General features: G+C 36.8%; 24 protein-coding genes. 2 read left to right on the top strand and 22 right to left on the bottom strand.

Annotated features, from left to right (window positions below; genetic code table 11):
• Nucleotide 1: 1 nt before the first annotated feature.
• The 11 genes from JFU20_RS19640 to JFU20_RS19590 form a co-directional block, all read right to left on the bottom strand.
• On the bottom strand, nt 2–1,408 hold the full coding sequence (locus JFU20_RS19640; protein ID WP_002015474.1) for a replication initiation and membrane attachment family protein: 1,407 nt from the start codon (nt 1,406–1,408) through the stop codon (nt 2–4).
• 145 nt (nt 1,409–1,553) lie between these two features.
• The gene (nrdR, locus tag JFU20_RS19635; protein WP_001203686.1) at nt 1,554–2,015 is read right to left on the bottom strand and encodes a transcriptional regulator NrdR; all 462 of its coding nucleotides are present in this window, start codon (nt 2,013–2,015) and stop codon (nt 1,554–1,556) included.
• Nucleotides 2,016–2,211: 196 nt separating this feature from the next.
• Entirely contained in the window at nt 2,212–2,595 is a 384-nt protein-coding gene (speD, locus tag JFU20_RS19630; protein ID WP_002003660.1) for an adenosylmethionine decarboxylase, read from the bottom strand.
• Between the two features lie 385 nt (nt 2,596–2,980).
• On the bottom strand, nt 2,981–4,009 hold the full coding sequence (locus JFU20_RS19625; protein ID WP_002164998.1) for a glyceraldehyde-3-phosphate dehydrogenase: 1,029 nt from the start codon (nt 4,007–4,009) through the stop codon (nt 2,981–2,983).
• 109 nt (nt 4,010–4,118) lie between these two features.
• Complete coding sequence (coaE, locus tag JFU20_RS19620; RefSeq protein WP_002164997.1) at nt 4,119–4,721, bottom strand: dephospho-CoA kinase; 603 nt, start codon at nt 4,719–4,721, stop codon at nt 4,119–4,121.
• Nucleotides 4,722–4,772: 51 nt separating this feature from the next.
• Entirely contained in the window at nt 4,773–5,405 is a 633-nt protein-coding gene (ytaF, locus tag JFU20_RS19615) for a sporulation membrane protein YtaF (protein WP_002164996.1), read from the bottom strand.
• A gap of 72 nt (nt 5,406–5,477) precedes the next feature.
• A complete protein-coding gene (gene mutM, locus JFU20_RS19610) occupies nt 5,478–6,308 on the bottom strand; it encodes a DNA-formamidopyrimidine glycosylase (protein WP_002015480.1) in 831 nt (276 codons plus the stop codon).
• 12 nt (nt 6,309–6,320) lie between these two features.
• Nucleotides 6,321–8,954, bottom strand: a complete 2,634-nt coding sequence (gene polA, locus JFU20_RS19605) for a DNA polymerase I (protein ID WP_002164995.1) — start codon at nt 8,952–8,954, stop codon at nt 6,321–6,323.
• A gap of 284 nt (nt 8,955–9,238) precedes the next feature.
• Complete coding sequence (gene phoR / locus JFU20_RS19600; RefSeq protein ID WP_002164994.1) at nt 9,239–11,002, bottom strand: sensory box histidine kinase PhoR; 1,764 nt, start codon at nt 11,000–11,002, stop codon at nt 9,239–9,241.
• Nucleotides 10,995–11,714 (bottom strand): two-component system response regulator PhoP, encoded by a 720-nt coding sequence (gene phoP / locus JFU20_RS19595; RefSeq protein WP_002015484.1) that lies wholly within the window; start codon nt 11,712–11,714, stop codon nt 10,995–10,997. The genes phoR and phoP overlap by 8 nt, the downstream gene beginning before the upstream one ends.
• Before the next feature lie 164 nt (nt 11,715–11,878).
• Nucleotides 11,879–12,115, bottom strand: a complete 237-nt coding sequence (locus JFU20_RS19590) for a hypothetical protein (protein ID WP_002015485.1) — start codon at nt 12,113–12,115, stop codon at nt 11,879–11,881.
• Between the two features lie 91 nt (nt 12,116–12,206).
• Between JFU20_RS19590 and JFU20_RS30455 the strand changes: the two genes are divergently transcribed.
• Nucleotides 12,207–12,338, top strand: a complete 132-nt coding sequence (locus JFU20_RS30455; protein ID WP_002015487.1) for a hypothetical protein — start codon at nt 12,207–12,209, stop codon at nt 12,336–12,338.
• 54 nt (nt 12,339–12,392) lie between these two features.
• Here the strand turns inward: JFU20_RS30455 and JFU20_RS19585 are convergent, their stop codons facing one another.
• The 5 genes from JFU20_RS19585 to JFU20_RS19565 form a co-directional block, all read right to left on the bottom strand.
• Nucleotides 12,393–12,866, bottom strand: coding sequence for a MaoC/PaaZ C-terminal domain-containing protein (locus tag JFU20_RS19585; RefSeq protein WP_002015489.1), 474 nt, complete (start codon nt 12,864–12,866; stop codon nt 12,393–12,395).
• Between the two features lie 216 nt (nt 12,867–13,082).
• Nucleotides 13,083–14,021 carry a malate dehydrogenase gene (gene mdh / locus JFU20_RS19580; RefSeq protein WP_002015490.1) on the bottom strand — a complete coding sequence of 313 codons (939 nt, stop codon included), beginning with the start codon at nt 14,019–14,021 and terminating at the stop codon, nt 13,083–13,085.
• 19 nt (nt 14,022–14,040) lie between these two features.
• On the bottom strand, nt 14,041–15,333 hold the full coding sequence (gene icd / locus JFU20_RS19575) for an NADP-dependent isocitrate dehydrogenase (RefSeq protein WP_002088934.1): 1,293 nt from the start codon (nt 15,331–15,333) through the stop codon (nt 14,041–14,043).
• A 160-nt stretch (nt 15,334–15,493) separates the two neighbouring features.
• Nucleotides 15,494–16,609, bottom strand: a complete 1,116-nt coding sequence (citZ, locus tag JFU20_RS19570; protein WP_012261808.1) for a citrate synthase — start codon at nt 16,607–16,609, stop codon at nt 15,494–15,496.
• A gap of 419 nt (nt 16,610–17,028) precedes the next feature.
• Nucleotides 17,029–17,490: a DUF441 domain-containing protein gene (locus tag JFU20_RS19565; RefSeq protein WP_000625507.1), complete on the bottom strand. Its 462-nt coding sequence runs from the start codon at nt 17,488–17,490 to the stop codon at nt 17,029–17,031.
• A 563-nt stretch (nt 17,491–18,053) separates the two neighbouring features.
• On the opposite strand from JFU20_RS19565, the gene ytvI reads away from it, so the two are divergent.
• Nucleotides 18,054–19,172: a sporulation integral membrane protein YtvI gene (gene ytvI / locus JFU20_RS19560; protein WP_002129361.1), complete on the top strand. Its 1,119-nt coding sequence runs from the start codon at nt 18,054–18,056 to the stop codon at nt 19,170–19,172.
• Nucleotides 19,173–19,646: 474 nt separating this feature from the next.
• Here ytvI and JFU20_RS19555 read toward each other — a convergent pair whose 3' ends face one another.
• The 6 genes from JFU20_RS19555 to JFU20_RS19530 form a co-directional block, all read right to left on the bottom strand.
• A complete protein-coding gene (locus JFU20_RS19555; RefSeq protein WP_002015496.1) occupies nt 19,647–20,036 on the bottom strand; it encodes an FxsA family protein in 390 nt (129 codons plus the stop codon).
• Between the two features lie 231 nt (nt 20,037–20,267).
• Nucleotides 20,268–22,025: a pyruvate kinase gene (gene pyk, locus JFU20_RS19550; protein WP_002015497.1), complete on the bottom strand. Its 1,758-nt coding sequence runs from the start codon at nt 22,023–22,025 to the stop codon at nt 20,268–20,270.
• 53 nt (nt 22,026–22,078) lie between these two features.
• Complete coding sequence (pfkA, locus tag JFU20_RS19545) at nt 22,079–23,038, bottom strand: 6-phosphofructokinase (RefSeq protein ID WP_002015498.1); 960 nt, start codon at nt 23,036–23,038, stop codon at nt 22,079–22,081.
• Nucleotides 23,039–23,166: 128 nt separating this feature from the next.
• Nucleotides 23,167–24,141: an acetyl-CoA carboxylase carboxyl transferase subunit alpha gene (accA, locus tag JFU20_RS19540; RefSeq protein ID WP_000818787.1), complete on the bottom strand. Its 975-nt coding sequence runs from the start codon at nt 24,139–24,141 to the stop codon at nt 23,167–23,169.
• Nucleotides 24,129–24,998: an acetyl-CoA carboxylase, carboxyltransferase subunit beta gene (gene accD / locus JFU20_RS19535; protein ID WP_002015500.1), complete on the bottom strand. Its 870-nt coding sequence runs from the start codon at nt 24,996–24,998 to the stop codon at nt 24,129–24,131. Before accD ends, accA begins: the two co-directional genes overlap by 13 nt.
• A gap of 185 nt (nt 24,999–25,183) precedes the next feature.
• Nucleotides 25,184–25,828 carry a FadR/GntR family transcriptional regulator gene (locus tag JFU20_RS19530; protein ID WP_002015502.1) on the bottom strand — a complete coding sequence of 215 codons (645 nt, stop codon included), beginning with the start codon at nt 25,826–25,828 and terminating at the stop codon, nt 25,184–25,186.
• Nucleotides 25,829–25,832 lie beyond the last annotated feature (4 nt).

Below are 25,832 nucleotides of genomic sequence, written 5' to 3'. Positions count from 1 at the left end.
ATTAATCACGCTTATATTTTTTCAATACTTCTTCTAATCGTTTCCGTTCATCTTCTAACGTACTTGCATCTTTTTTCGCACTTACGTCATTTTTTACAGGTTCTTTCTCTTCTTCTTTCGACTCTTCTTTAAGCCAATCTGGTACCATTTCTTTTCGCACTGTTTTCTTCGCTGTACGACCTTTTTTCTTCGTCTCAGCCCACTCTTGATATTGACGATTCTCTTCTTTCGCTAGCGCCATCGCCTCGCCTACTGTACCGACCTTTTTTCGCGCCCAATGTCCAGCAATCTTCTCGACATACGTTTTAGCAAGCTTCATATCTGAGCGTAGCATAACGTAATAAATAAGTACATTCACAACCCCTGGCGTTAACTTTTGATTTATCATTACATCCTCAACGATTTGCAAGTCCGCTTTCGTCGCCTCTGCACCGCCTGAAATCTCTTTCAATAGTTGTTTTGGCGAGATTTCCTCTAACTGTTTCATTAGCATCTCTTCTTGCGTAGATGGCTCTTTCTCTTTCATTGTACGAGCAGCATGAGGTTGCACTCTTTCACTTAATACAGGTAACGCTTGACCATTTTCGAATTGATACCAATCGCGTGCTCCCTTCCGAAGCCTTTCGATATCAATTGTTTGCACTTCTGTCACTGCGCCAAGAACGATATTTTGCATCGATAACACATCCACACCGTACACATAAGCGAGTGTAATAACACATTCTCTCACTTGATCTGTAATCGCCTTTTTAGGAACAAGGGCTGATAGTCCGTCTACAAATAAAGAGAAATCAAAGAAATCGTTCCAAACTTTCGGAGCATCCCCATTCTCGTTACTTGGCATAATTGTCGTTTTCGGGATACGCAGTTCTTCTTGCGCATATTCAAACTGACCTGGGTTAAACGAATCAAATATATCGTTGAAGGAGCGCGTAACATTTTCATAAGAAGCAAAATCGAATTCTTCTTCTAAGAAATATTGCTTTACTTGGTTGTATTTTGTCCGACTCAAGCGATTATATAAAAAGATACTTAAAACAATATCATCAAAAAACTGCTTCGGAGATAAAGGTGGTTGCAATTCATATATAAACATCCGAATATCTTTTTCTTTCTTAATATATACATTTAAAAGACCAATCGCTTCTAACTTTACTCGTTCCCCATATATTTCAGGAAGTTGCATTTGCATAGTCACCATAAGGGAGTGATGTGTATTCTCTTTTCCAAACACACGATCTTGCTCTAACTCTCCCCATAGTGTCATGTATAAGCTAAAAGCTCTACTACCTATTAACGGCTGATACAACATCGTTAATACTTTCCGGTCGTAATTATGTAACAACCCTTTCGCACTTACTTTATAACGATCAATCGGCAATAGCTCCATCCATGACTGTTTTTCCATTCTTGCTTTTCCTTTCTCTCATCCAATCTAGCCTACATTTCACTCGTTCTATCTTTATTATATAATTTATTAGCGAAAAAGAGCTATTAGCTTCCGCTTCTAGCTCTCTTATCTCGTTTACTTACAGTATATAAAGAGATTCCTTCTACTCTCTCTCTTTTTGCAGTATATCTTTTAATTCTTCAATAAATACATTTAAATCTTTAAATTGACGATACACAGAAGCAAAACGTACGTAAGCAACATCATCAATATCACGAAGTTCTTCCATAACAATTTCACCAATCATATCACTTTTCACTTCTGATATACCTAAGTTACGAAGTTCACGCTCCACACTTTGTGTTACTTCCTCTAACTGCCTTAAAGATACAGGTCTTTTTTCACACGCTTTAATTAAACCGCGTAAAATTTTCTCTTTATTAAACTCTTCTCGTGTTCCTTCTTTTTTAACAACGATAAGAGGTGATTCTTCTACTCTTTCAAATGTCGTAAAGCGACTTAAACAACTTTCACACTCTCTTCTTCTTCGAATAGAGCGCCCCTCGTCTACCGGACGCGAATCTAACACTCTTGTTCCATTATGAAAACAGGATGGACAACGCAATTCATTCACTCCTTTACACTATAATCTTTATTCTTTCGCTACTCACCTACATGTGAAAATATATATACAATATTATATAACTCATTCTTCTATAATGACCACTCTAAGTTATTACATATCGTGATCCTATTTTATATAAACTAAAAAAGAGGTGCATTATACACCTCTTTACATTTTAAATCAATTATGTTCTTTTTTAAAGAGCTTTTGTTTCTCTCTGCTTAATTTCGAAGCTACCAGTGCCTCGAGGAAGCTCGATGCTCTCACGCGTTTTCGCGTTTAAACCTTCTGCAATATATTCTGCAGCAACATTTGGATCAATACGATCCCCACAAGTATAAACATCAATACTTGCGTAACCGTGCTCCGGAAAGCTATGAATTGTTAAATGTGATTCCGAGATAATTACTACTCCACTTACACCTTGTGGTGCAAATTTATGAAAAGCAACCTCACGTACTTCAGCACCAGCTCTTAGTGCTGCATCCACAAATAATTGTTCAATATACGGCATGTCATTAAGCTTGTCGAAATCGCAATCCCAAAGTTCAGCAATCACGTGACGACCCATCGTATCCATAGTATCCATTCTACAGTTCCCCCTTGTAAATTTATTCTAACTGTTCGAATTGAAAACTAATTTGCAATTTGGCTTGCTCCACTACCACGGGGGAAAGTTAGTCCAGAGAGGTCCTAACCCTTTAAGTAGTGACTACGTACCTCAGCTCTTAAGTTTACGAGTGTTAGTATACTTTGTTTATTTTCATTTTGCAACAACAGTTTTTTCGATTTTCTGTCATATTTTCCTCTTTACTTTTCCCTAAAAAAAATTAATGATTCACGAATACAGTAATCCCAACGTTTCGTGGTATGTCCACTATTTAAAAATATACTTATATAATTTTTTTCCTTTTCAGAAAAAAATAAAAAAGAGGGCAAATTTTCACTTGCCCTCTCTCGTTCACTTAAATATGTTGCACATTTTCTTGTTTCGCTAATTCATCAACAACTAACGTTACAAGATCTACAACACGACGAGAGTAACCCCACTCGTTATCATACCAAGCAAGTACTTTCACTTTACGATCACCCATTACCATTGTAGATAAACCATCAATAATAGCTGAGTGTGTATTTGTATTAAAGTCGATAGACACTAAAGGCTCTTCACAAAATTCTACAATTCCTTTTAACGCACCGTTTGCAACAGTTTTGAATGCTTCATTAATATCTTCAACTGTTACATCACGTTTTACGTCTACTACTAAATCAACAAGAGACACGTTTGGTGTTGGTACACGCAGCGCCATACCATGAAGTTTTCCATTTAAATGCGGAAGAACTTTTGCAAGCGCTTTCGCAGCACCCGTCGTTGTAGGAATGATTGACTGTCCGCAAGCACGTGCTCTTCTTAAATCTTTATGTGGGTTATCAATATTTTTTTGGTCATTTGTATAAGCGTGAACAGTTGTCATTAAACCGTTTTCAATTCCAAACTGCTCATCTAACACCTTTACAACAGGTGCTAAACAGTTTGTTGTACAAGATGCATTTGAAATAACGGTATGTTTTGTAATATCTAATTGGTCTTCATTCACACCAACTACAATTGTTACATCTTCATTTTTACCAGGCGCTGTTAAAATAACTTTTTTCGCTCCAGCTTCAACGTGAAGAATTGCTTTTTCTTTTGAATTAAATTTACCAGTTGCTTCAATTACAACTTCAACACCTAAATCTGTCCAAGGCAATTCCTTTGGATCACGGTTGTTTAAAAGGCGAATCATTTTCCCATCTACTAATAAGTGATCTTCAAATGCTTCCACTGTTCCGGCAAACTTACCGTGTACTGTATCATATTTAATTAAATGTGCTAACGTTTCGGACGGATAGCTTGCATTGATTGCTACAATTTCGAATGCGCTTTCTTTTATTGCTTGACGAAACACCATTCTCCCAATACGTCCAAATCCATTAATTGCCACACGAGTCATAATATGTTATCCCCCTTGAATGCGTTATACTATTTATCTCAAATCCCAATATTAGTATAACACAAAAAGGAGGAATGTCACTAAGCATTTTCATTAATTTCACAATTTTTTAATCAATAATGTTCCACTTCTTTAAAATTACCTGTAATTGTGTTTTCGTTTCCATAATTGTGCCATCATTATTTATCACTTCATCTGCATTCTTCACTTTTTCTTCTAATGGCATTTGAGATTGAATCCGCACCGTTGCTTCTTCTTCTGAAAAGTTATTTCGTTTCATTAAACGGTCTAATTGTGTATTCGGCGTAACTGCTACAACTAAAACGCGATCAACGAGACTCGTTAATTTACTTTCAAATAAAAGAGGAATATCTAACACAACCGCTTGCACATCTTCTTTTATGTACATTTCCTTTTGCATATTCATTTCCTCACGCACTGCCGGATGAACAATTTTATTTAACTGCAATCGTTTTTCTTCATTATGGAAAACGACACTTCCTAATTTCGGCCGATCCAGTTCTCCATCCTTTTGTAACACTTCCGTTCCAAATACTTCTACTATTTTGTTATATGCTGGTTTTCCTCGTTCTACAACTTCTCTTGCAATAACATCTGCGTCAATAACCGGTATACTTAGCTCACGAAACATTTCTGATACCGTACTTTTTCCGCTTGCAATGCCTCCTGTTAATCCAATTACTACTGTCATCATAATCCCCCTTATAATAAAAGGCGCGAAACTAATGTTCCACGCCCATACTTACATTTTCCAAATTCCAATAATAATGAGTAATACCCCAGGCAGGAATGTAAATTTTTGTAACCATTTCATATTCGACAAAACCGTACCAAGCTTCATTCCAATAAATAAAAATAAAGAACTCATAACCGCGACTAATATCGCCATCATAGCAGGTGCATAACCTAATAAAGATGCACCAATTCCAGCACCAAACGAATCTATAGAAAGAGCGATACCGAGAAGTAACGCTTCTCCTGCAGAGATAGTTCCTGATTTATCAAAATCCGCAACAGTCGGCTTCCGCAAAATTTGAATCACTAACCCTAGCGAAGCAATTTCTAGTTTCCAAACCTTCTCCTCTTGCTTCGGTTCTTCTTTTTTATCACTTCGAAAAAATTGATATAATACCCAAATACCTATTCCAATAAGAACAAATCCGCCGATACGCGTTGCGATAACAGGTGAAAATATTTTCGCGATCATATGTCCAATTCCCATGGAAACGAGCATTACAGCTGCTGAACAGATCCCGATAATTATAATTGATCTTAGTGGAATTCTTACGCTCCTTAACCCGTATGTTAGCCCTACACTACAGCTATCTAAGCTTAATGTAAAAGCTAATAAAATAAGAGATAAATAAAGGTACATCGGTAAGCTCCTCCCTTATACATAGCTCTGCTCTATGTATATGACAAATGCCTATCCGATGTTATCCCTTTTCTATATTCTAGGTTGGCAAATTGGGCAGTAATGTGTTCCCCTTCCGCCAACAACTGTTTTTTCTAATAGCGTACCGCAAGTCACACACGGTTCTCCTTTTTTCCCATATACATTTAGAAGTTCCTGGAACGAACCAATTTGTCCTTGTGAATTAATATACGTTCTAATTGTACTTCCGCCTCGCTTAACAGCTTCGCCCAGCGTTGTAACAATCGCCTCGTAAATTCTTTCTATTTCTTCTTCTGTTAAAGATGCAGCTTCTCGTTCTGGGTGAATTTGAGAACGGAATAACACTTCATCTACATATATATTTCCAAGCCCTACTAAAAGACGCTGATCTAATAATACGACTTTTATTTTACGATTTGTTTTTTGCAATCTTTCTTGTAAATACTGCGGTGTCAATTCAGCATCAAATGGCTCCGGGCCTAAGTCAGCAAGAGGCATTTGATTCAACTCTTCACCTTTCTTAAAGAGATGCATCGTACCAAACTTTCTCACATCTTTATAATGTAATTCAGTTCCATCTGTAAATAAGAAACGGACGTGCGTATGTTTATCAATCGGCTCATCCTCTTGATGAAGTAAAAACTTACCTTCCATGCGCAAATGTGAAACAATTACATAGTTCGTTACATACAAAAGCAAAAACTTACCTCTTCGCTTTATATTTTCAATTGTCTCGCCTCTTAGCATTTCTTTAAAAATTTCTGCATCATCCGGTCGTTTTACTATTTTGGGATAAGTAATAACGACATCTTCAATCGTTTTTCCTGTTACAAGATTTTCAAGCGTTCGTCTAACGTTTTCAACCTCTGGTAATTCCGGCATTTCATCACGTCCTTATTTCGCATCGTACCAAGTTGGACCGTAAGAATAATCAACTTTCAATGGAACGGCTAGTTCAATTGCATGCTCCATTACTTCAGGTACAAGCTTCTCTAATTTTTCAATTTCTTCTTTTGGTGCTTCAAATATCAATTCATCGTGTACTTGCAGAAGAAGACGCGCTTGTAATCCTTCTTCTTCTAGACGATCTGCCATAATAATCATCGCTTTTTTAATAATATCAGCCGCACTACCTTGAATTGGTGTATTCATAGCTGTACGCTCAGCAAAGCTACGTAAATTGAAATTACGACTCGTAATTTCCGGAATATAACGGCGACGATTTAATAATGTAACCACATATCCTTTTTGTTTCGCATCTTTTACGATTTCATCCATGTATTCTTGTACACCAGGGAAACTTTCTAAATACTTTTCAATAAATTCCGCTGCTGCTTTTCTTGTAATTCCTAAGTTTTGCGAAAGACCATAATCACTAATACCATACACAATTCCGAAGTTAACAGCTTTTGCTTGTCGTCTCATGTTAGATGTTACTTCGTCTTTCCCAACACCAAATACATCCATAGCTGTTTTCGTATGAATATCCATGTCATGTTGGAACGCTTCAACTAACCCTGGATCATTTGCAATGTGAGCAAGCACACGAAGTTCGATTTGTGAATAATCAGCCGCGTACATGATCCATCCTTCTTCTGATGGAACGAATGCCTGACGAATCTTTCTTCCTTCTTCTAAGCGAATCGGGATATTTTGTAAGTTCGGATCTGTTGAACTTAATCGACCTGTTTGCGTTAACACTTGATTAAAACGAGTATGGATTTTAGATGAATCTTCATGTACGACTTTCAATAAACCTTCAATGTAAGTTGAATTTAGCTTTCCTAATTGACGGTAATGTAAAATATTTGGAATAATTTCATGACGATCCATAAGTTTATCTAATACATCCGCCGACGTAGAATAACCTGTTTTCGTCTTTTTAATAACTGGTAAGTTTAAATTCTCAAACAGAATAACCCCAAGTTGCTTCGGTGAATTAATATTAAATTCTGTTCCCGCAAGCTTATAAATTTCCTGTTCCATTTCCTTTAATCTACCTGCAAGTTCTTCTCCCATATTACGAAGACGCTCCGTATCAACTTTTACACCTTTCACTTCCATATCAGCTAATACACGTGCAAGTGGTAATTCTAATTCCGTAAATAATTCATATTGCTCGTTCTTTTTTAATTCTTCTAAGAACGTTTGCTTTACATCATATAATACATGCACTTTACGAGCTACATGCTCCGCTACTACCTCTAGCTCCGGAACAGCACGCTTCGCACCTTTCCCGTAAACTTCTTCGTCAGATTTTACGGCATGCGTTTCTTTCATTTTCGCTACAGTACGGAAATCTTTATCTGTATCGGCTGGATCAAGTAAATAAGCGGCAATTAATAAATCAAAGTCAATCCCTTGAATATCTACACCTTTCCACTTGAGAGCAACGATAGCACGCTTCGCATCAAATGTATGTTTTCTCATTTCTCCATTTGCAAGCCACTCTTTAAAAGCATCCGATTTAAGAGCAACATCGGCTGGAATGAAGTAACAACCATTTTCATTTTGAATACCAAAACCTTGAATATCGGCTTTATGATAATTATCTTCTTGCACTTCAACAATAAGCGCACTATCTTGCTGAAGCATTTCTTCTGTAACTTCTTCTACAATATCAAATGTAATATCATCTAATTCAGCTGGAGCCGTTTCCTCCGGCGTAACACCTAACTTATTTAAAAGGGATGTAAATCCTAAATTCTCGAACATTGGAATCAAATCGCTTGGTTCATACCCTTTATATTCCATATCATCTACATGCACAGTAATCGGTGCGTCTGTAATAATAGTCGCAAGTTCTTTACTCATAAGAGCTTGTTCTTTATTCGCTTCTAACTTTTCTTTTAATTTCTTTCCACTCACTTGATCTAAGTTTTCATATACTGCTTCTACTGTTTCAAATTGCGTTAATAATTTAATGGCTGTCTTCTCACCAACACCTGGTACACCTGGAATGTTATCCGATTGGTCTCCCATTAAACCTTTCATATCGATAATTTGCTTTGGTGATAAGCTATATTTCTCAAATAAAGCTTCTTTCGTATATTCATCTACTTCCGTAATCCCTTTGCGAGGAATACATACGAGTGTATTATCTGAAACAAGTTGCAGTAAATCTTTATCTCCTGAAATAACTTTAACATGAAACCCTTGCTCACTCGCTTCTTTCGCTAACGTTCCCATAATGTCATCCGCTTCATAATTTTCCAGCTCATAACGCGGTACATTGAATGCATCAAGCACCTCACGAATAAACGGGAATTGCTCTGATAACTCAGGTGGAGTCTTTTGACGCCCTCCCTTGTAATCACTATACGTTTTATGACGGAATGTTGTTTTCCCCGCATCAAACGCCACAAGCATATGCGTCGGTTTTTCCTCCTCTAGTATCCTCATTAACATCATTGTAAAACCATAAATTGCGTTCGTATGTATACCTTTGTCGTTATTTAAAAGCGGTAGTGCAAAGAAAGCACGATACGCGATATTATTACCATCTACTAATACGACTTTTTTTTCCAAACTACAAACCTCCCCATACATATTTGAAACGATTTTTCCCACAGAAAAAAACCGTTCCTGTCCTCTCTCTATATTAACATGACTAATAGAGAGAAGAAAAATAACGGTTTTTTTCTATCATATATAAACAGACTTACATTGGCATAAAGGGAAGTGACGAGAATAGCATAACTACTCTCGTCCAAAATTACTCCTTGGATGAAGGGGTTTTCATATATTATATTAACAGAGCTTTATTAATATTTAATTAAGCCATTGTTAATATATTGTAAATATCCTTCATCCTATTTTTCAGTAGCTGATTTTGGTAAAACAACTGTAAATGTTGTTCCTTCCCCAACCTCACTATCCACCGTAATCGTACCTTGATGCGCTTCAACTAAATGTTTTACAATTGATAAACCAAGACCCGTTCCACCCGTATTCCTACTTCTTGCTTTATCCACTCGGTAAAAGCGTTCAAAAATACGTGGGATTTCCTCTTTACTAATACCAATTCCAGTATCAGATACTTTTATATAAGCATTATATTTATCTTCTGCCAATTCAACAGAAACAACGCCTCCAGCCGGTGTGTATACAATCGCGTTATTAATTAAATTAATAAAGATTTGTTTCAAGCGGCCTGGATCTCCAATAACGGAAACTCGTTTCAATGCATTCACTTGTAAAGAGATTTCTTTTTCTCCCGCTTTATTATCAAGCACCATATGAATATCTTCAAGAAGTTCCTTCATATCAACGGTCCCCATATTTAGTTTAAACCCTTGTTGCTCGATCTTTGACAAGTCTAATAAATCTTCAATTAATCCTTGCATGCGTTCACTTTCTTTTAAAATAATATGTAAGAAATGTTCGCAGAATTTTTTATTATCCATAGCCCCATCCAAGAGCGTTTCTGAAAAACCTTTAATAGAAGTAATTGGCGTCTTTAGTTCATGAGAAACATTCGCTAAAAAGTCTTTTCTCATTTGTTCTAATTTCTTTAACTCTGTTATGTCATGGAACACAAGAACAATACCTTTCCATTCATGGTTCGTCCCAATAATTGGCGCTCCATATACTTCGAAATGCTTTCGCTCAATTCCAAGCGGCAATAACATTTGTTTACGCACTTTCACTTCTGTCATAAAAATTTCTTCCACAAGCTCAATAATTTCTGTATGATGAAACGATTCATAATATAAGCGATCTAAATATTCTTCATCTGTTACGTGGAAAGTTTCCTTATAAGAACGGTTTACAAGGTTTATATAACCGCGGCTATCAATTAAAATCATTCCACTTCCCATATTTTCAATTAACGTATGCAGACGATCCTGTTGCATTTCCTGCTCAAGAGTCATCTCTTGTAAATTACGAGCTAAAATATTAATCGCTTTACTCAGCATCCCTGTTTCATCCGAATGACTTTCATAAGCGCGTGCTTTATAATTTCCCTTCGCTAATTCAATGGCAACTTTCGTAACCGATTCAATCGGCCTAATATATTGCCCCGTAATTTTCATACCTAAAAATACGACTACGAGACAAGCGATAACAAATCCGATAATTAATAATCCCCACGTTTTTTGGTGAACGTCCCTCAAAGTATCAATTGTACTTTTCACCAAAATGTATCCTTGTTTCCCTTCTACATCCTGGACGAACACAGCATGATAAAATTCATTTTTTTGATCTGTTTCTTTCGTAATGACTTTATTTTCTTTCTTTGCTGTTTCGGAAGAAAGTTCTTTAATCATCTCTTGACTAAATTCAGATGGTTGCCCTCCGCTATATTGAACTTTCTTTTTTTCATCAACAAATATAATAGAAGCTGGTATTTTTTCTTCTAACTTTTCAAATACATAAGGCTTTTTTAAAACAGCATCAAACCCTTGCTCTTCTGCTAATACCGCAACATACTGTGTCTCTTTTATCATTCTCTCTTTAGCATGATCTATATAGTAGTTTTCAAATACAGTTTCTAATAATACACCTAGTCCAACTAAAATAAAAACGATAAGAGAAACAAATGTAAAAAGAAGCCTGGAACGAAACTTATTCATCCACTTTTGGCTCCTCTAATTTATAACCTAAACCACGTATCGTTTTAATGTACGTCGGTTTTTTCGTATTTTGTTCAATTTTATCGCGCAAATGGCTAATATGGACATCAACAATTCTTGTATCACCGGCAAAATCATAATTCCATACAGCACTTAATAATTGGTCACGAGTTAATACACGACTTTTATTTTTCGCAAGATAAACAAGTAACTCAAATTCTTTCGGTGTTAATTCCAGTTTCCTTCCTTGGAAGTACGCTTCATAAAACTCCGGTAAAATTTTAAGTTCTGCAATTTTGATGCTCTCTTCATCTGGCGATTCTGAAACTTGTTCTTCCTGCTGTAATTTCGTACGGCGCAAAATCGCCTTCACACGAGCAACAACTTCCCTTGGACTAAATGGCTTCGTCATATAATCATCAGCCCCAAGCTCAAGACCTAGCACCTTATCAAATTCATCATCTTTTGCTGTTAACATTAAAATCGGCGTCATAATACGCTGCAATCGTAATTCTTTACAAACTTCCATACCATCCATTTTTGGAAGCATTAAATCTAATATAATTAAATCTGGGCGTTCTGTAGTCGCTTTTTGAAGCGCCATTTCTCCATCCATTGCTGTAATAACTTCAAACCCAGCTTGTTGTAAATTAAATTCAATTAAAGTTAAGATAAATTCCTCATCATCAACTACTAAAATACGATTGTTCATTCTTTTCCTCCAAGTTATAGACTTGAAACCTTCTTCATCCTAGTATTTTCCCCGTTATTCTCATCATACTAGAAAACAAGGTCTCCCTCAATATAATTGTCTATTCATGGAGCTCGTTTGTACTAGAGTTTCGGAAAATAAAAGCAATCGTAACTTCATTCCCTCTATCCGGTCGCTATCCAAACTTTATAGATGAATCTATCTTTTTTAAACTCTTCTTCCGTATGAACTATAAACTCTCGATTTTGCGCTAGGAAAAACGAAAGAGCATACGCTATTTTATAATCTGGTGTTTCATATCCATCAAATACTTTCCCGTACATTTCATTCACGATTGAATCGGCCCATACTTCAGCTTCTCTTATCGTTTCAAAGATAACGTCTTCTCTTTTCCACTTCATCTAAAAAAAACTCCCCCTTAATTGACTTCAATTACCAATAATTATATTATTAATTTAAATATATAAATAAATCCGATAAAAGGGGGCTATTATGCGAATATTACTACCTATTTTAACTTTAGTAGTAACATGTTTCCTTACTTTTAACGTACCTAGCTGGGATACGATTAAAACAGGTTGTTCAGAATTTGCTGAAGGGTTCAAAGAAGGATTTTTCAACTAAAATAGCGCTATCCCCTTATAAAAGGTATGCTAGCGCTATTCATATTTTCATATTTTAAAAATTATCTAATGCTTTTTCCATAATGGAAACAGATTTAAAAGGTGGTGTTACTGTTAATGAACCTTTTACAACAGTTTCTCCTTTTTCATCATGAGCAAATACAAGCATATCAATTGTATGTTCCTCCTCTGAAACAGCCACAACTTCAAAGTGGATTTGTAACGTTTCATAATGGTGAACATGTTTCACGAACGTAAGGTCCTTCCTAGTAATATGACTACCTGGACCTGGTAAATATTTCGTAACCGCCGTTGTAATCAGCCCCGTTAGCATAATGCTTGGGACAATCGGCTTTTCATACGGAGTTTGGGATGCGTAATCATGCTGAATATATAATGGATTGGCATCATTCGTTAACCCTAAGTACAATAACAAATCTTTATCCTCAATTTTTTCAGTGATAGATAATTTCTCTCCTACTGTAATTTCATCCATTCTACGACCAATTTGAACTTTTTTCTTTAACATGTTACAACCCCCTCCGATTTTTTCACCTTATTATCCTACTAAAAGCGATACCTTATCCGAAATTTACTGTGATGAGGGCAATGTATAGTATAAGTCTATAGTTTCATTATAGGATACACCGAATGATAGCGTTTTCATATTATTTCAAAAAAACATTTCAATATATAGTAGAAAAAGATTCGGGGCCCCGAATCTTTTTCCACTTATATTTAATTATTAAACAAGAACTTTCATAACGTTACGTACAGATTCTACAGAGCGATCTAACGCTTCTTTCTCATCTGCAAGAAGTTCTAATTCAATAATTTTTTCAATTCCGTTACCACCTAGAATTACTGGTACCCCTAAGTAAAGGTCACTATAACCATATTCACCTTCAAGGTACGCAATAGCTGGTAATACACGGCGTTGATCTTTCAAGATCGCTTCTGTCATTTCAACTAAAGAAGCTGCTGGCGCATAATATGCACTACCGTTTCCTAATAAGCCTACAATCTCACCGCCACCTTTACGTGTACGTTCTACGATTGCTTCTAAACGCTCTTTTGGAATTAATGTTTCTAACGGAATGCCACCTGCATAGGAATAGCGTACAAGAGGTACCATATCGTCACCATGTCCACCAAGAACAAATCCTGTAATGTCTTTCACAGAAAGGTTTAACTCTTGTGAAATAAATGTACGGAAACGAGCTGTATCTAATACGCCCGATTGACCGATAACACGCTCTTTCGGGAATCCTGCTTCTTTAAATACAGAATATGTCATTGCATCAACTGGATTTGTTAATACAAGAATAATCGCATTTGGTGAATGTTTTGCAATGTCGCGCGTAATACTTTTCATAATTTTAGAGTTTGTTGCTACTAAGTCATCACGGCTCATACCAGGCTTACGCGCAATACCTGCTGTAATAACGACAACGTCAGAATTAGCAGTATCTGCGTAATCAGATGTACCAATAATGTTAGCATCAAAACCTTGTACTGGGCTCGCTTCTAACATATCTAACGCTTTCCCTTTTGTTGGATTTTCCAGCTGTGGAATGTCCACTAATACAACATCTGCAAGTTCTTTTTGTGCTAATAAGAATGCTGTTGTTGCTCCTGTAAATCCTGCACCGATGACTGAAACTTTCTTGCGTTTGATTGTCATAATTTACCCCCCGCTTTAATTATGCGTTTTTGATTATCGCTACATCCATGTTTTTAATAAGTTCATTAGCAAACTCAGAACATTTTACTTCTGTTGCACCTTCCATTAAGCGCGCGAAATCATAAGTTACTACTTTTGATTCAATTGTTTTCTCAACTGAATCAGTTACTAAATTCGCAGCTTCGTTCCATCCTAAGTGCTCTAATAATAATACACCTGAAAGAAGAACTGAAGATGGGTTTACTTTATCTAAACCTGCATATTTTGGAGCTGTACCATGTGTAGCTTCAAAGATAGCATGTCCAGTCACATAGTTAATGTTTGCACCAGGTGCAATACCAATTCCACCTACTTGTGCAGCAAGTGCATCAGAGATGTAGTCTCCGTTTAAGTTCATTGTTGCAACAACATCAAACTCACGTGGACGAGTTAAAATTTGTTGTAAGAAGATGTCTGCAATAGAATCTTTTACGATGATTTTCCCAGCCACTTCTGCGTCTGCCATCGCTTTATTCGCTGCATCTTTTCCATCTTTTTCAACAATGCGATCATATTCAGCCCAAGTAAATACTTTGTCGCCGAATTCTTGTTCAGCTACTTCGTAACCCCAGTTTTTGAAAGCACCTTCTGTAAATTTCATAATGTTTCCTTTATGAACTAATGTAACAGAAGAGCGTTTTTCGTTAATTGCATATTGAATTGCAGCGCGAACAAGACGCTTTGTCCCTTCCTCTGAAATTGGTTTAATACCAATCCCTGATGTTTCTGGGAAGCGGATTTTATTAACACCCATTGCTTCTTTTAAGAAAGCAAGAACTTTTTCTGCTTCTGGAGAACCTTGTGCATATTCAATTCCAGCGTAAATGTCTTCTGTATTTTCACGGAAAATAACCATATCAGTATCTTCCGGACGTTTTACAGGTGAAGGAACACCTTCAAAGTAACGAACTGGACGTAGACATACATATAAATCTAATTCTTGACGAAGCGCAACGTTTAGAGAACGAATACCACCACCAACTGGAGTTGTAAGTGGACCTTTAATTGCGATTAGATATTCACGAATTAAATTTAAAGTCTCTTCTGGTAACCACTCGCCTGTTTGGTTGAATGCTTTTTCCCCTGCAAGCACTTCTTTCCAAACGATTTTCTTCTCACCATCATAAGCTTTTTCAACTGCTGCTTCTATTACGCGAGATGCTGCAGCCCAAATATCAGGACCAATTCCATCTCCTTCGATAAATGGAATAATCGGATTGTTTGGTACATTCATAACACCATTAGTTACAGTAATTTTTTCACCTGTCGTCAATGTGATAACCCCCATGTTTGAAATTTCATATGTATGAAACTGAGGGAATAACCCCTCAGTTCAAACCGTTAGTCAAATTTAAATATTCTAATCATTACATCTTCCCAAAAAAATCAGACTTTTGAAAGCGTATTTTCACTATCAAAATAGTGTTTTTCGCTTATCGTTGCGCTAGCGGAACGTACACTTGATGTGTCGGTCCATCATAATCAGCACGCGGACGGATTAAACGGTTGTTTTCATATTGTTCTAGAATATGAGCTAACCAGCCTGACATACGGCTAATTGCAAAGATAGGTGTAAATAAGTCATGGTCAATTCCTAAACAATGGTATACAGAAGCTGAATAGAAATCAACATTTGGTGGAAGACCTTTTTCTTTTGTTACAATGTCTTCAATTTTGATAGACATATTATACCATTTGTCTTCTCCTAAAAGCACGCATAATCTCTTAGACATTTCGCGTAAGTGTTTCGCGCGTGGATCACCATGCTCATATACGCGATGACCAAATCCCATAATTTTCACTTTATTTTGAAGAGCATTATGAATATATGATTCTACATTTTCTTCTTCGCCAATTTCAGTTAACATCTTCATTACATTTTCATTTGCCCCGCCGTGAAGAGGACCTTTTAATGCACCGATTGCTGCTGTAATACCAGAATACACATCTGAAAGTGTAGCTACGCAAACACGTGCAGTAAATGTAGAAGCGTTTAACTCATGATCGGCATGAAGTACAAGTGCCTTATCAAAAGCCTCAATTTCAACTTCATTTGGCTCACGATCATTTAACATGTACAAGAAGTTTGCAGCTAATGATAGATCTTTTCTTGGCTCAACAACATCTAAACCTTTGCGAATTCTTGCATAAGCCGCAATTAAAGTTCCGACTTGAGCCTGTAATTTAACCGCTTTCAAATAATTAGACTTTCCATCCATTATTTCAGCGCTCTCATCATATAATGATAGCATGGAAATCGCAGTTCGTAAAACCGACATCGGGTGCGCGATTTTTAAATCTACTTGTTTCAAATATGTTAAAACCTCACCTGGTACTTTATAGTATTCAGATACTGTTCCACTAAATTCCGCTAGTTCTTTTTCGTTAGGAAGCTTGCGGTGCCATAATAAGTACACTACCTCTTCGAACGTAGCATTCTCAGCTAAATCATCAATATTATACCCAACATAAGTTAATGTATCATCAATAATAGAGCTCACAGATGATGTTGTTGCTACTACCCCTTCTAAACCTCGAATAACAGTCATGACATTCTCTCCTTTTCCTGAAAATTCTCCCAACCTTGCTCCTTATATCTATTTGCTCCCCTTATAAATTATGAACGCTCGTTCACTCTTTAGGCAAGCAAAATGCACGTTCATGCAAATTTATTGCGATGTTCCCCTCTTATTGTCCATTGCTTACATGGAAAGCATGAGCGTGAATGTCTCCCCGAATCCTCACGCTCAGAACAACAAGTTAGTGAGGAAAATAAATTCCGAAGAGTTTATGATAAAAACAACATAAAACAATATCATTATAAAATTGTTTTATGTTGTTTTTATTTTATCTGGTGTAAAGTCTCTGCTGTTATGTAACTTTTCAAAGTTTCTAATCCTATTATAAACAATTATCTGACTTTTGTGAACAGAAAGAATTCAAAAATTTTATATTACTATAAAATTCCTTATTTAAACATCTGTATAATACTCATAACTGCGTAGGCAATTCCAGCCCCAATTAATGGACCTACAGCGACTCCATTAAATAAAGCTACAGCTATAATTGTCCCAAAAACAAGTGCGGTTGTAATATGTGGGTCCGTCGTCAATAATTGTACGCCGCCTTTCGCTAACAAAGCGACCGCCACACCTGAGGCTAAAGCAATCCATGCATAATACGATTTCGCTGCTTCTCCGAGTTGTTTAAAGCCTATTTCCCCTGTCGCAATCGGTACGAGCACTGCTATTGTAATGACTGTTACACCAAGGTTAATCCCTTTCGTTTGTAGATAAGGAAAGACTTTATCTCCTAAAAACGTAAATTTCAATAAGAATAACACTCCAATAGCTACAGTAAGCGATTGGTTTTTAGCAATAAGTCCTATAATAAGTAGTATGAATAAAAATAACGTTGACTGACTAATCATGTTTGCACTTCCTTTCTGAAAATAATGAACTCGCTTCCAAACAAAAATACCTTTAAACCTATCGTTATACATGCTATATCGATGTATATGCAACAATAACCACTTCATTTTTTTCATATTTTAAAATGAAAAACTGAAACTCTAACCATCAAAAATTTAAGCATGTATACATTTTTAAAAACGGTCGTCTCTCCTTTCTTTTCTATTAAGAAACAGGTAAAATAAAAAGAAGAGAAAATGAAGTTTTTACCATATAGTAGAAGCATCAACACCAAGCTTTTCCGGTCACTCATATATTGAAAAAGCAGGAAAAATCCATCATTCCACTATAACATAAAGTGAAACTTTGATCAGTGGGGCACTTTCCACTGATTATTAGTTGAACCAATCGGGCATTTACGGGCAGTTTATCTCCATCTAACTCCTTTGATCCAGCTGCACTTCGGGTAGGAGATTTACTGCCCGCAAATAGCGGGGTAAAGTGAAACTTTGATCAGTGAATCTCACTAGTTATAAGTTGAACGAATTAGGATAATCCAAATTGGAATGGGAGGTATACATCTTTGAACCGAAACTTACTATATATGATATTACGACTCATATTTGTCATTGTAGCAACGGTAGTTGGGTTCTATGCATTGCTGTACATGTCAGGCCTTATCTACCCTTTTATTATCGCTTTTGCATTCGCTTATTTGATTAATCCTGTCGTCAATTTCCTTAATCAAAAACTACAATTCCCTCGCGCATTAGCGGTACTCGTTAGCTTAATTCTCGTATTCGGAGCTATCGTTGGACTTGTTACATACCTTGTAACTGAAGCAATATCTGCCACAACGTACTTACTACAAATTGTTACAGTTAAGTTTCCAGATATCGTTGCATTCGCCCAACAATTTGCACTTAATCATATTATGCCTCTCTATGATGATTTAATCTCTAAATTTAATCATCTCGGAGAACCACAGCGATACACTATTACACAAAACATTCAAAACTTAGGCACCGAAGCAACGACACAAATGAAAGAACTTTTAACCGCCATTATAAGTGGGTTAACAAATTTCATTAGTGCATTACCAACAACTTTAACTGTCCTTGTCTTCGTCTTATTAGCCACCTTCTTCATTAGTTACGATTGGCACCGTCTTGCTCATAAAGTAAGAAAACTTCTACCTAATCGTTTGCATGGATACGGAAAAACTATTTTTGTCGATTTAAGAAAAGCTTTGTTTGGTTTTGTTAAAGCGCAACTTACACTCGTATCTATGACAACTATCATTGTACTAATCGGCCTTTTAATATTACGCGTGCCATACGCAATTACTATCGCGATTATTACAGGGGTTGTAGATTTACTCCCGTATTTAGGAACTGGAGCCGTATTCGTTCCTTGGGTTATATACGTATTTTTCACAGGCGATACTGCATTCGCCATCGGTCTTCTCATCCTATACATCGTCGTGATTGTCCAAAGACAAATCATGGAGCCAAAAGTACTTTCATCTAATATTGGACTAGATCCATTAGCGACACTCATCGCTCTATTTGTCGGCTTTAAGCTCTTTGGTTTTTTAGGATTAATCATCGGTCCAGTCATATTAGTACTACTTAATACATTACACAAAGCTCATGTATTCCACGACTTATGGAAATTCATTAAGGGTTCACCATCAAAATAATATTTCCTAATTCATACACAATAAAAAATCAACTGTAATCAGTGGGAAATTCCCACTGATTACTCACTGTACTTTTTTGTACTACCTACATCTATAAGAGAATTTCCTAAAAAAGGATAATCCTCTTATTTTTTTGCATAAAAACGCATATTTTAGGACGAAAATACATTTTTATTCTATATAATTTATAATTATTACTTACATTTATTACTTTTTATGTAAACGAATAAATATACAAAACGAGGCAGATGAACCCTTTAATCAGTAATTTTTCTTTTCCTGTCTAACTTCTGCTCACTAGTCGAATCTTACTACAAGCAAAAAACATCATCCTAACGTAACACTTTTCATTCACAAGAACCCTCTGCATCCTATCGTTTAATAACTAACAAAAATCCAACCCGAGCAGGAAGCTAACAATTGACTATAAGTGGCAAATAAAAAAATAACGCGTAGATCGCTATAATCTACGCGTTATTTCTGAACAATAATAGTAGTTCTCTTTCTAAATTTCCAATCAATCCACTTCATAACAGCCGGCTTCAATAAAGCCCTCGTTACAGGAACAACAAAGATAAAACCTATTATATCCGTCACATATCCAGGCAGTACTAAAAGAATACCTCCTACGAATATAAAAATACCATTTAGAACCGCATCACCCGGCATTTCTCCTCTATTTAGCCTAAATTGAATCTCTCTAAGTACTTTAAACCCTTGTCGTTTCGCCAAATATACACCCACAATACCCGTAAATACAATCATAGCGAACGTAGACCATAAACCTATTACATGACTCGACCCTATTAACACCGTAATCTCAATCGCCGGCACTAAAATAAGTAAGAACAGTAACCACTTCATAGCTCACACTCCTTCATATTTCATTTAAAAGGTTTGAAAGTATCACCCTTGCAAAACCCCTTATAAGCCCCTTAAAACGCTCATACAAGCTTCATAAAGGACAAATAACCCTCTTCCACTAAACATTATAATAAACGTTTTTCAAAGCGATTTCAGGTATTTAAAGCTATCTCTATCCTTTTTTGTGTAAAAAAAAGAGAAGGACTCCGATCCTTCTCTCCGTATTACTTCTTATAGCACTTCCGCATGTCCATTATAAACAATTCCGCGTGCTGCATCAACTGTTACTTCTTGGCCATTTTTTAAAGTTGTTGTTACGCCGTTTACACCAACGATAACAGGAATACCGATTGATACACCTACAACAGCTGCATGGCTTGTTAGACCGCCTTCTTCTACAACTAGAGCAGCAGCTTTTTCAATTGCAGGAATCATATCTTTATCTGTGCTTGTTGTAACAAGGATATCACCTTTGTTTACGTTCGCTACAGCTTCAGCAGCTGTTTTCGCTACAACTACTTTACCTTTTGCAGATTTACGACCGATTCCTTGCCCTTTAGCAACTTTTTCACCAACAACGTGGATTTTCATTAAGTTTGTTGTACCAGTTTCAGCAACTGGAACACCAGCAGTGATTACTACAGTATCTCCAAGTCCGATTAGACCCGCATCCATACCTGTTTGAATTGCTGTATCTAACATTTCGTCAGTAGAAGCTGCACGTTTCTCAGACATAAATGCTTGAACACCCCAAACAAGTGCAAGACGACGTCCTACTTGCTCGTCAGATGTTACAGCTACGATTGGAGATTTCGGACGGTATTTAGAGATCATTTTCGCAGTATGTCCACTTTCTGTTGGAGCTACGATTGCAGCTACATCAAGAGCAAGTGCTGTGTGCGCAACAGATTGGCTAATTGCATCTGTAATTGTTGGTGTGAACTCTTTAATACGTTTTTTGAACATATCTTCATATTGTAATGATTTTTCAACACGTACCGCAATGTTAGCCATCATTGTTACAGCTTCTACAGGGTATTGACCCGCAGCAGTTTCACCTGAAAGCATGATTGCATCTGTTCCATCGAAGATTGCGTTTGCTACGTCACTTGCTTCCGCACGAGTTGGACGTGGGTTACGTTGCATAGAATCTAACATTTGTGTTGCAGTAATAACTGGTTTGCCTAATACGTTACATTTTTTGATTAGACGTTTTTGTACTAATGGTACTTCTTCTGGTGGAATTTCTACACCCATATCACCACGAGCAACCATTAAACCGTCAGAAACTTCTAAGATTGAATCGATGTTGTCGATACCTTCTTGGTTTTCGATTTTTGGTACGATTTGGATGTATTGAGCGTTATGCCCTTCTAATAATTCACGAATTTCTAATACGTCAGATGCTTTACGTACGAAAGATGCTGCGATGAAATCAACTTTTTGCTCGATACCGAAAACGATATCTTGCACGTCTTTTTCAGTGATACCAGGAAGCTTAATGCTTACGTTTGGTACGTTAACACCTTTTTTATTTTTTACAGTTCCGCTGTTTAATACTTTTGTACGGATGTTTCCGTCAGCTTTCTCGATTACTTCTAGTTCGATAAGACCGTCATCGATTAGAATACGAGAACCTGGATCAACATCATCATAAAGACCAGCATAAGATACAGAGAACTTCTCTGCAGTTCCTAATACTTGTTCAGTAGAAAGAATTACTTCTGCACCTGTTACAAGCTCAGCTTGTCCGTCTACGAAGTCATGTGTACGGATTTCTGGACCTTTTGTATCAAGTAAGATACCAACTGTTTTACCAGTTTTCTTTGAAGCTTCACGAATATTTTTAATACGAGCTCCATGCTCTTCATGGCTACCATGAGAGAAGTTTAAACGAGCAACGTTCATACCCGCTTCCATTAATTGCTCTAATTTCTCAATACTTTCACTAGCAGGACCTATAGTACATACAATTTTAGTTTTACGCATATTGCACCTCCGAAAATTATGAAACCGTTCCCAAATACAAGGCATTAAGCCGATTAGATAGATAATTCTTTAGATAATTGATACATATCTTTATCGATTGTATGCTTTTGAGCTAACGCTTCGATAATGTCATGATCAACAAGTTTATTATTTTGAATACCAACACAACGTCCACCATTACCAGCAATTAATAATTCAACTGCTCTTGCGCCAAGACGACTAGCTAATACACGGTCTTGTGCACTTGGTGATCCACCACGTTGTACGTGACCTAATACAGTTACACGAGTATCAAAGCTTGTTGCTTCTTCAATGTGCTTACCGATGTCAATTGCACTTCCAACACCTTCAGCTACAACGATAATACTGTGCTTTTTACCACGTTCACTACCGCGTTTCAGACGAGAGATAACATCTTCCATGTCATACTTTTCTTCTGGAATTAAGATAGTTTCTGCACCATCAGCTAAACCAGCCCATAATGCGATATCTCCAGCGTGACGTCCCATTACTTCGATAACATATGTACGTTCATGAGATGTAGCTGTATCACGGATTTTATCAATTGCATCAATAACAGTATTTAAAGCTGTATCAAAACCAATTGTGAAGTCTGTTCCAGGGATATCATTGTCGATTGTACCTGGTACACCTACACATGGGAATCCTTGCTCAGTTAATTTTTTTGCGCCTTGGTACGAACCATCTCCACCAATAACGACAAGTCCTTCAATACCATGTTTCTTTAATTGCTCGATTCCTTTTAGTCGTACTTCTGGGTCTTTAAACTCAGGACATCTTGCTGTATATAATTTTGTACCACCACGGTGGATAATATCGCCAACAGAACCAAGTTCTAATTTTTCAATATGACCAGAAATTAAACCAGCGTATCCATGGTAAATACCATATACTTCAATATCATGGAAAATCGCTTTACGAACAACTGCACGAATGGCAGCATTCATACCAGGTGAATCTCCACCACTTGTTAATACACCAATACGTTTCATTTGTACTCACCTCATAAAGATTATTTGCCTTATAATAAAATAACACGAAAAAATACAAAAACACAATGGAGAAGATGTGTCTTTTCATAATAAAAACGTGCATTCGCGAAGAGGAACGCACGCTTTTCTTATTTTATCCCAATGGAAGCGTTTGAAAACGAAACTTGCCCAATTTTCATATATTTTTCATAACGTTTTTCGATTAATTCATCTTTCGAAATTCCGCTTAATTGTTCAAAAGTTTTCTTAAGCATTAAATCTATATTTTCTGATTGTTTCAAAACATTACGATGTGCTCCGCCTTTTGCCTCTGGAATAATTTCGTCAATTACACCTAATTCTTTCAAATCTAATGCTGTAATTTTCATCGCTTCTGCAGCTTCTTTTGCTTTACCAGCATCTTTCCAAAGAATCGCCGCCGCACCCTCTGGTGTAATAACAGAATAAGTGGAATTTTCCAGCATATGAATGTAATCTCCTACTCCAAGACCTAACGCACCACCGCTACCACCTTCACCGATAACGATACAAATAACAGGTACAGTTAAACCCGCCATTTCAAATAAATTACGGGCAATTGCCTCACTTTGTCCACGTTCTTCAGCTGCTTTACCAGGATAAGCTCCCTTCGTATCGATGAAACAAATAATGGGACGATTAAACTTTTCCGCTTGTTTCATTAGGCGCAGTGCTTTTCGATATCCTTCTGGATGAGGCATCCCAAAATTACGACGAATATTTTCTTTCGTATCTTTTCCGCGTTGGTGCCCAATTACAGTTACGGGCATCCCCTTATATTTCGCAATGCCGCCGACAATCGCTGCATCGTCGCCAAATAGGCGATCTCCATGACATTCAAAAAAATTAGTAAATAAGTGCTCAATATAATCGAGCGTTGTCGGTCGTTCTGCATGACGAGCAATTTGAACACGGTCCCATACTTTCATATTGCCGTATATATCTTCCTCTAGTTTTTCTAGCTTGTCTTCCAAAATACGAATCTCCTCACTGAAGTCCATCTGGCTGTTTTTCGTATAGTCTTTCAGTTCACGAATCTTATTTCTTAGCTCAACAACTGGTTTTTCAAATTCTAGCTCTGCCATACAGCCATTTCCCCCCCTTGATGAACTTCTAAAATCTTACGGAGTGATTCTCTCATATCATCACGATGCACCACAGCATCTAATTGACCGTGCTCTAATAAAAATTCTGCCGTTTGGAAATCTTCCGGTAGTTTCTCACGCACTGTTTGTTCAATTACGCGTCTACCAGCAAATCCGATAAGTGCACCTGGCTCTGCAAGATTGTAATCACCAAGTGAAGCGAAACTCGCTGAAACCCCGCCCGTCGTTGGGTGAGTCATAACAGAAATAAATAACCCTCCTGCATTACTATGCTTTTTCAAAGCTACGCTTGTTTTTGCCATTTGCATTAAACTTAATATCCCTTCTTGCATACGAGCACCACCCGAAGCAGTAAAGATAATAAATGGAACTTGTAAGTCGTATGCCTTTTCAACCGCACGGGCAATTTTCTCTCCTACAACAGAGCCCATGCTGCCCATTCGAAAACGAGAATCCATTACTGCAACAACAACAAGCATGTCATCAATTGTTCCTTCACCAGTTACAACCGCTTCATTCAATTTAGTCTTCTTACGATCGTTTTCTAGTTTCTCTTCATATCCCGGAAACTCAAGTGGATTTAGTGAAACCATCTCTTTGTCATACTCACGAAATGAACCTTCGTCCAATATACTATCAAGGCGTTCCCATGCATTCATCGGATGATGATATCCACAATTCACGCATACTTTTAAATTTTTAAGAAGCTCTTTCGTATACATGATTTTTTTGCATTTCGGACATTTTGTCATAACGCCATCTGGTACATCTTTTCGTACTTGTTCTGAAGGTATTGCAGCGTACTTTTTCTTTTTCACGAATAAATCTCTTAGCACAATTTGACCCCCTTCATTGAGAGCTAAGGTTAGCGTAAGAAGAAAATGGGGCTAACACCAATGTTTGATGTTAGCCTTATCTTCTCAATCTGTCTAATAACCTCTCTCTTTACGTTTAACTTTAACCGCTATGCGGTAGAATGTTTGTCATAACGTGTCATGGTCATTTCGACAAATTTTATACATTACGAGTGAAACTGTATATTCTCTACTAATTCATCGTAAATTTTTAATGCATCATTTTCTTGTTTCACTTCCAAAGTAGCATAAAGCTTTCTATACATTTCGATAGAATCTCCTGAAACTTCACAAGAAAGAGTTGCAACGTAATCATTTACGATCATCCAAATGCGATAGAGTAAATAATTATCGAATTGTTCAATAAGTGTTTTAAAGAACGTTTGATGAAGCACCGGAATTGAGCTTTCATTTTCTTCAAGCACTTGGTGTAATTTACTTAGCACTTCAGAAAACGTTTCTTTCGGTAAATTACATACAAGTCGAATCATATCTTTCTCAAGCAATCGTTTTGTTTGTAATAAATCACGAATTGTTTTCTCATCTTGCAGCAAGAACGGAGCAATTAATTGTACAAGACCGTTATCGTAAAAGTTTCGAATAAACGTTCCCTCACCACGTCTCGTTTCAATTAATCCTACCAGTTCTAACGCACGTAATGCTTCTCTTACAGAGGAACGTCCAACATTTAAGCGTGAACTTAACTCACGCTCAGATGGCAAACGATCCCCTGCTACTAAACAATCCTCTTCCATAATGGAACGGATTTTTTTTACAATTTCGAGATATACTTTTGTATTTGATGATGTCAATGGA

Origin of the sequence: Bacillus sp. TH30 (genome assembly GCF_016650875.1) — a bacterium.
In the GTDB taxonomy this organism is placed as follows: domain Bacteria; phylum Bacillota; class Bacilli; order Bacillales; family Bacillaceae_G; genus Bacillus_A; species Bacillus_A mycoides.
This window is presented reverse-complemented; position numbering and strand designations above follow the sequence as displayed.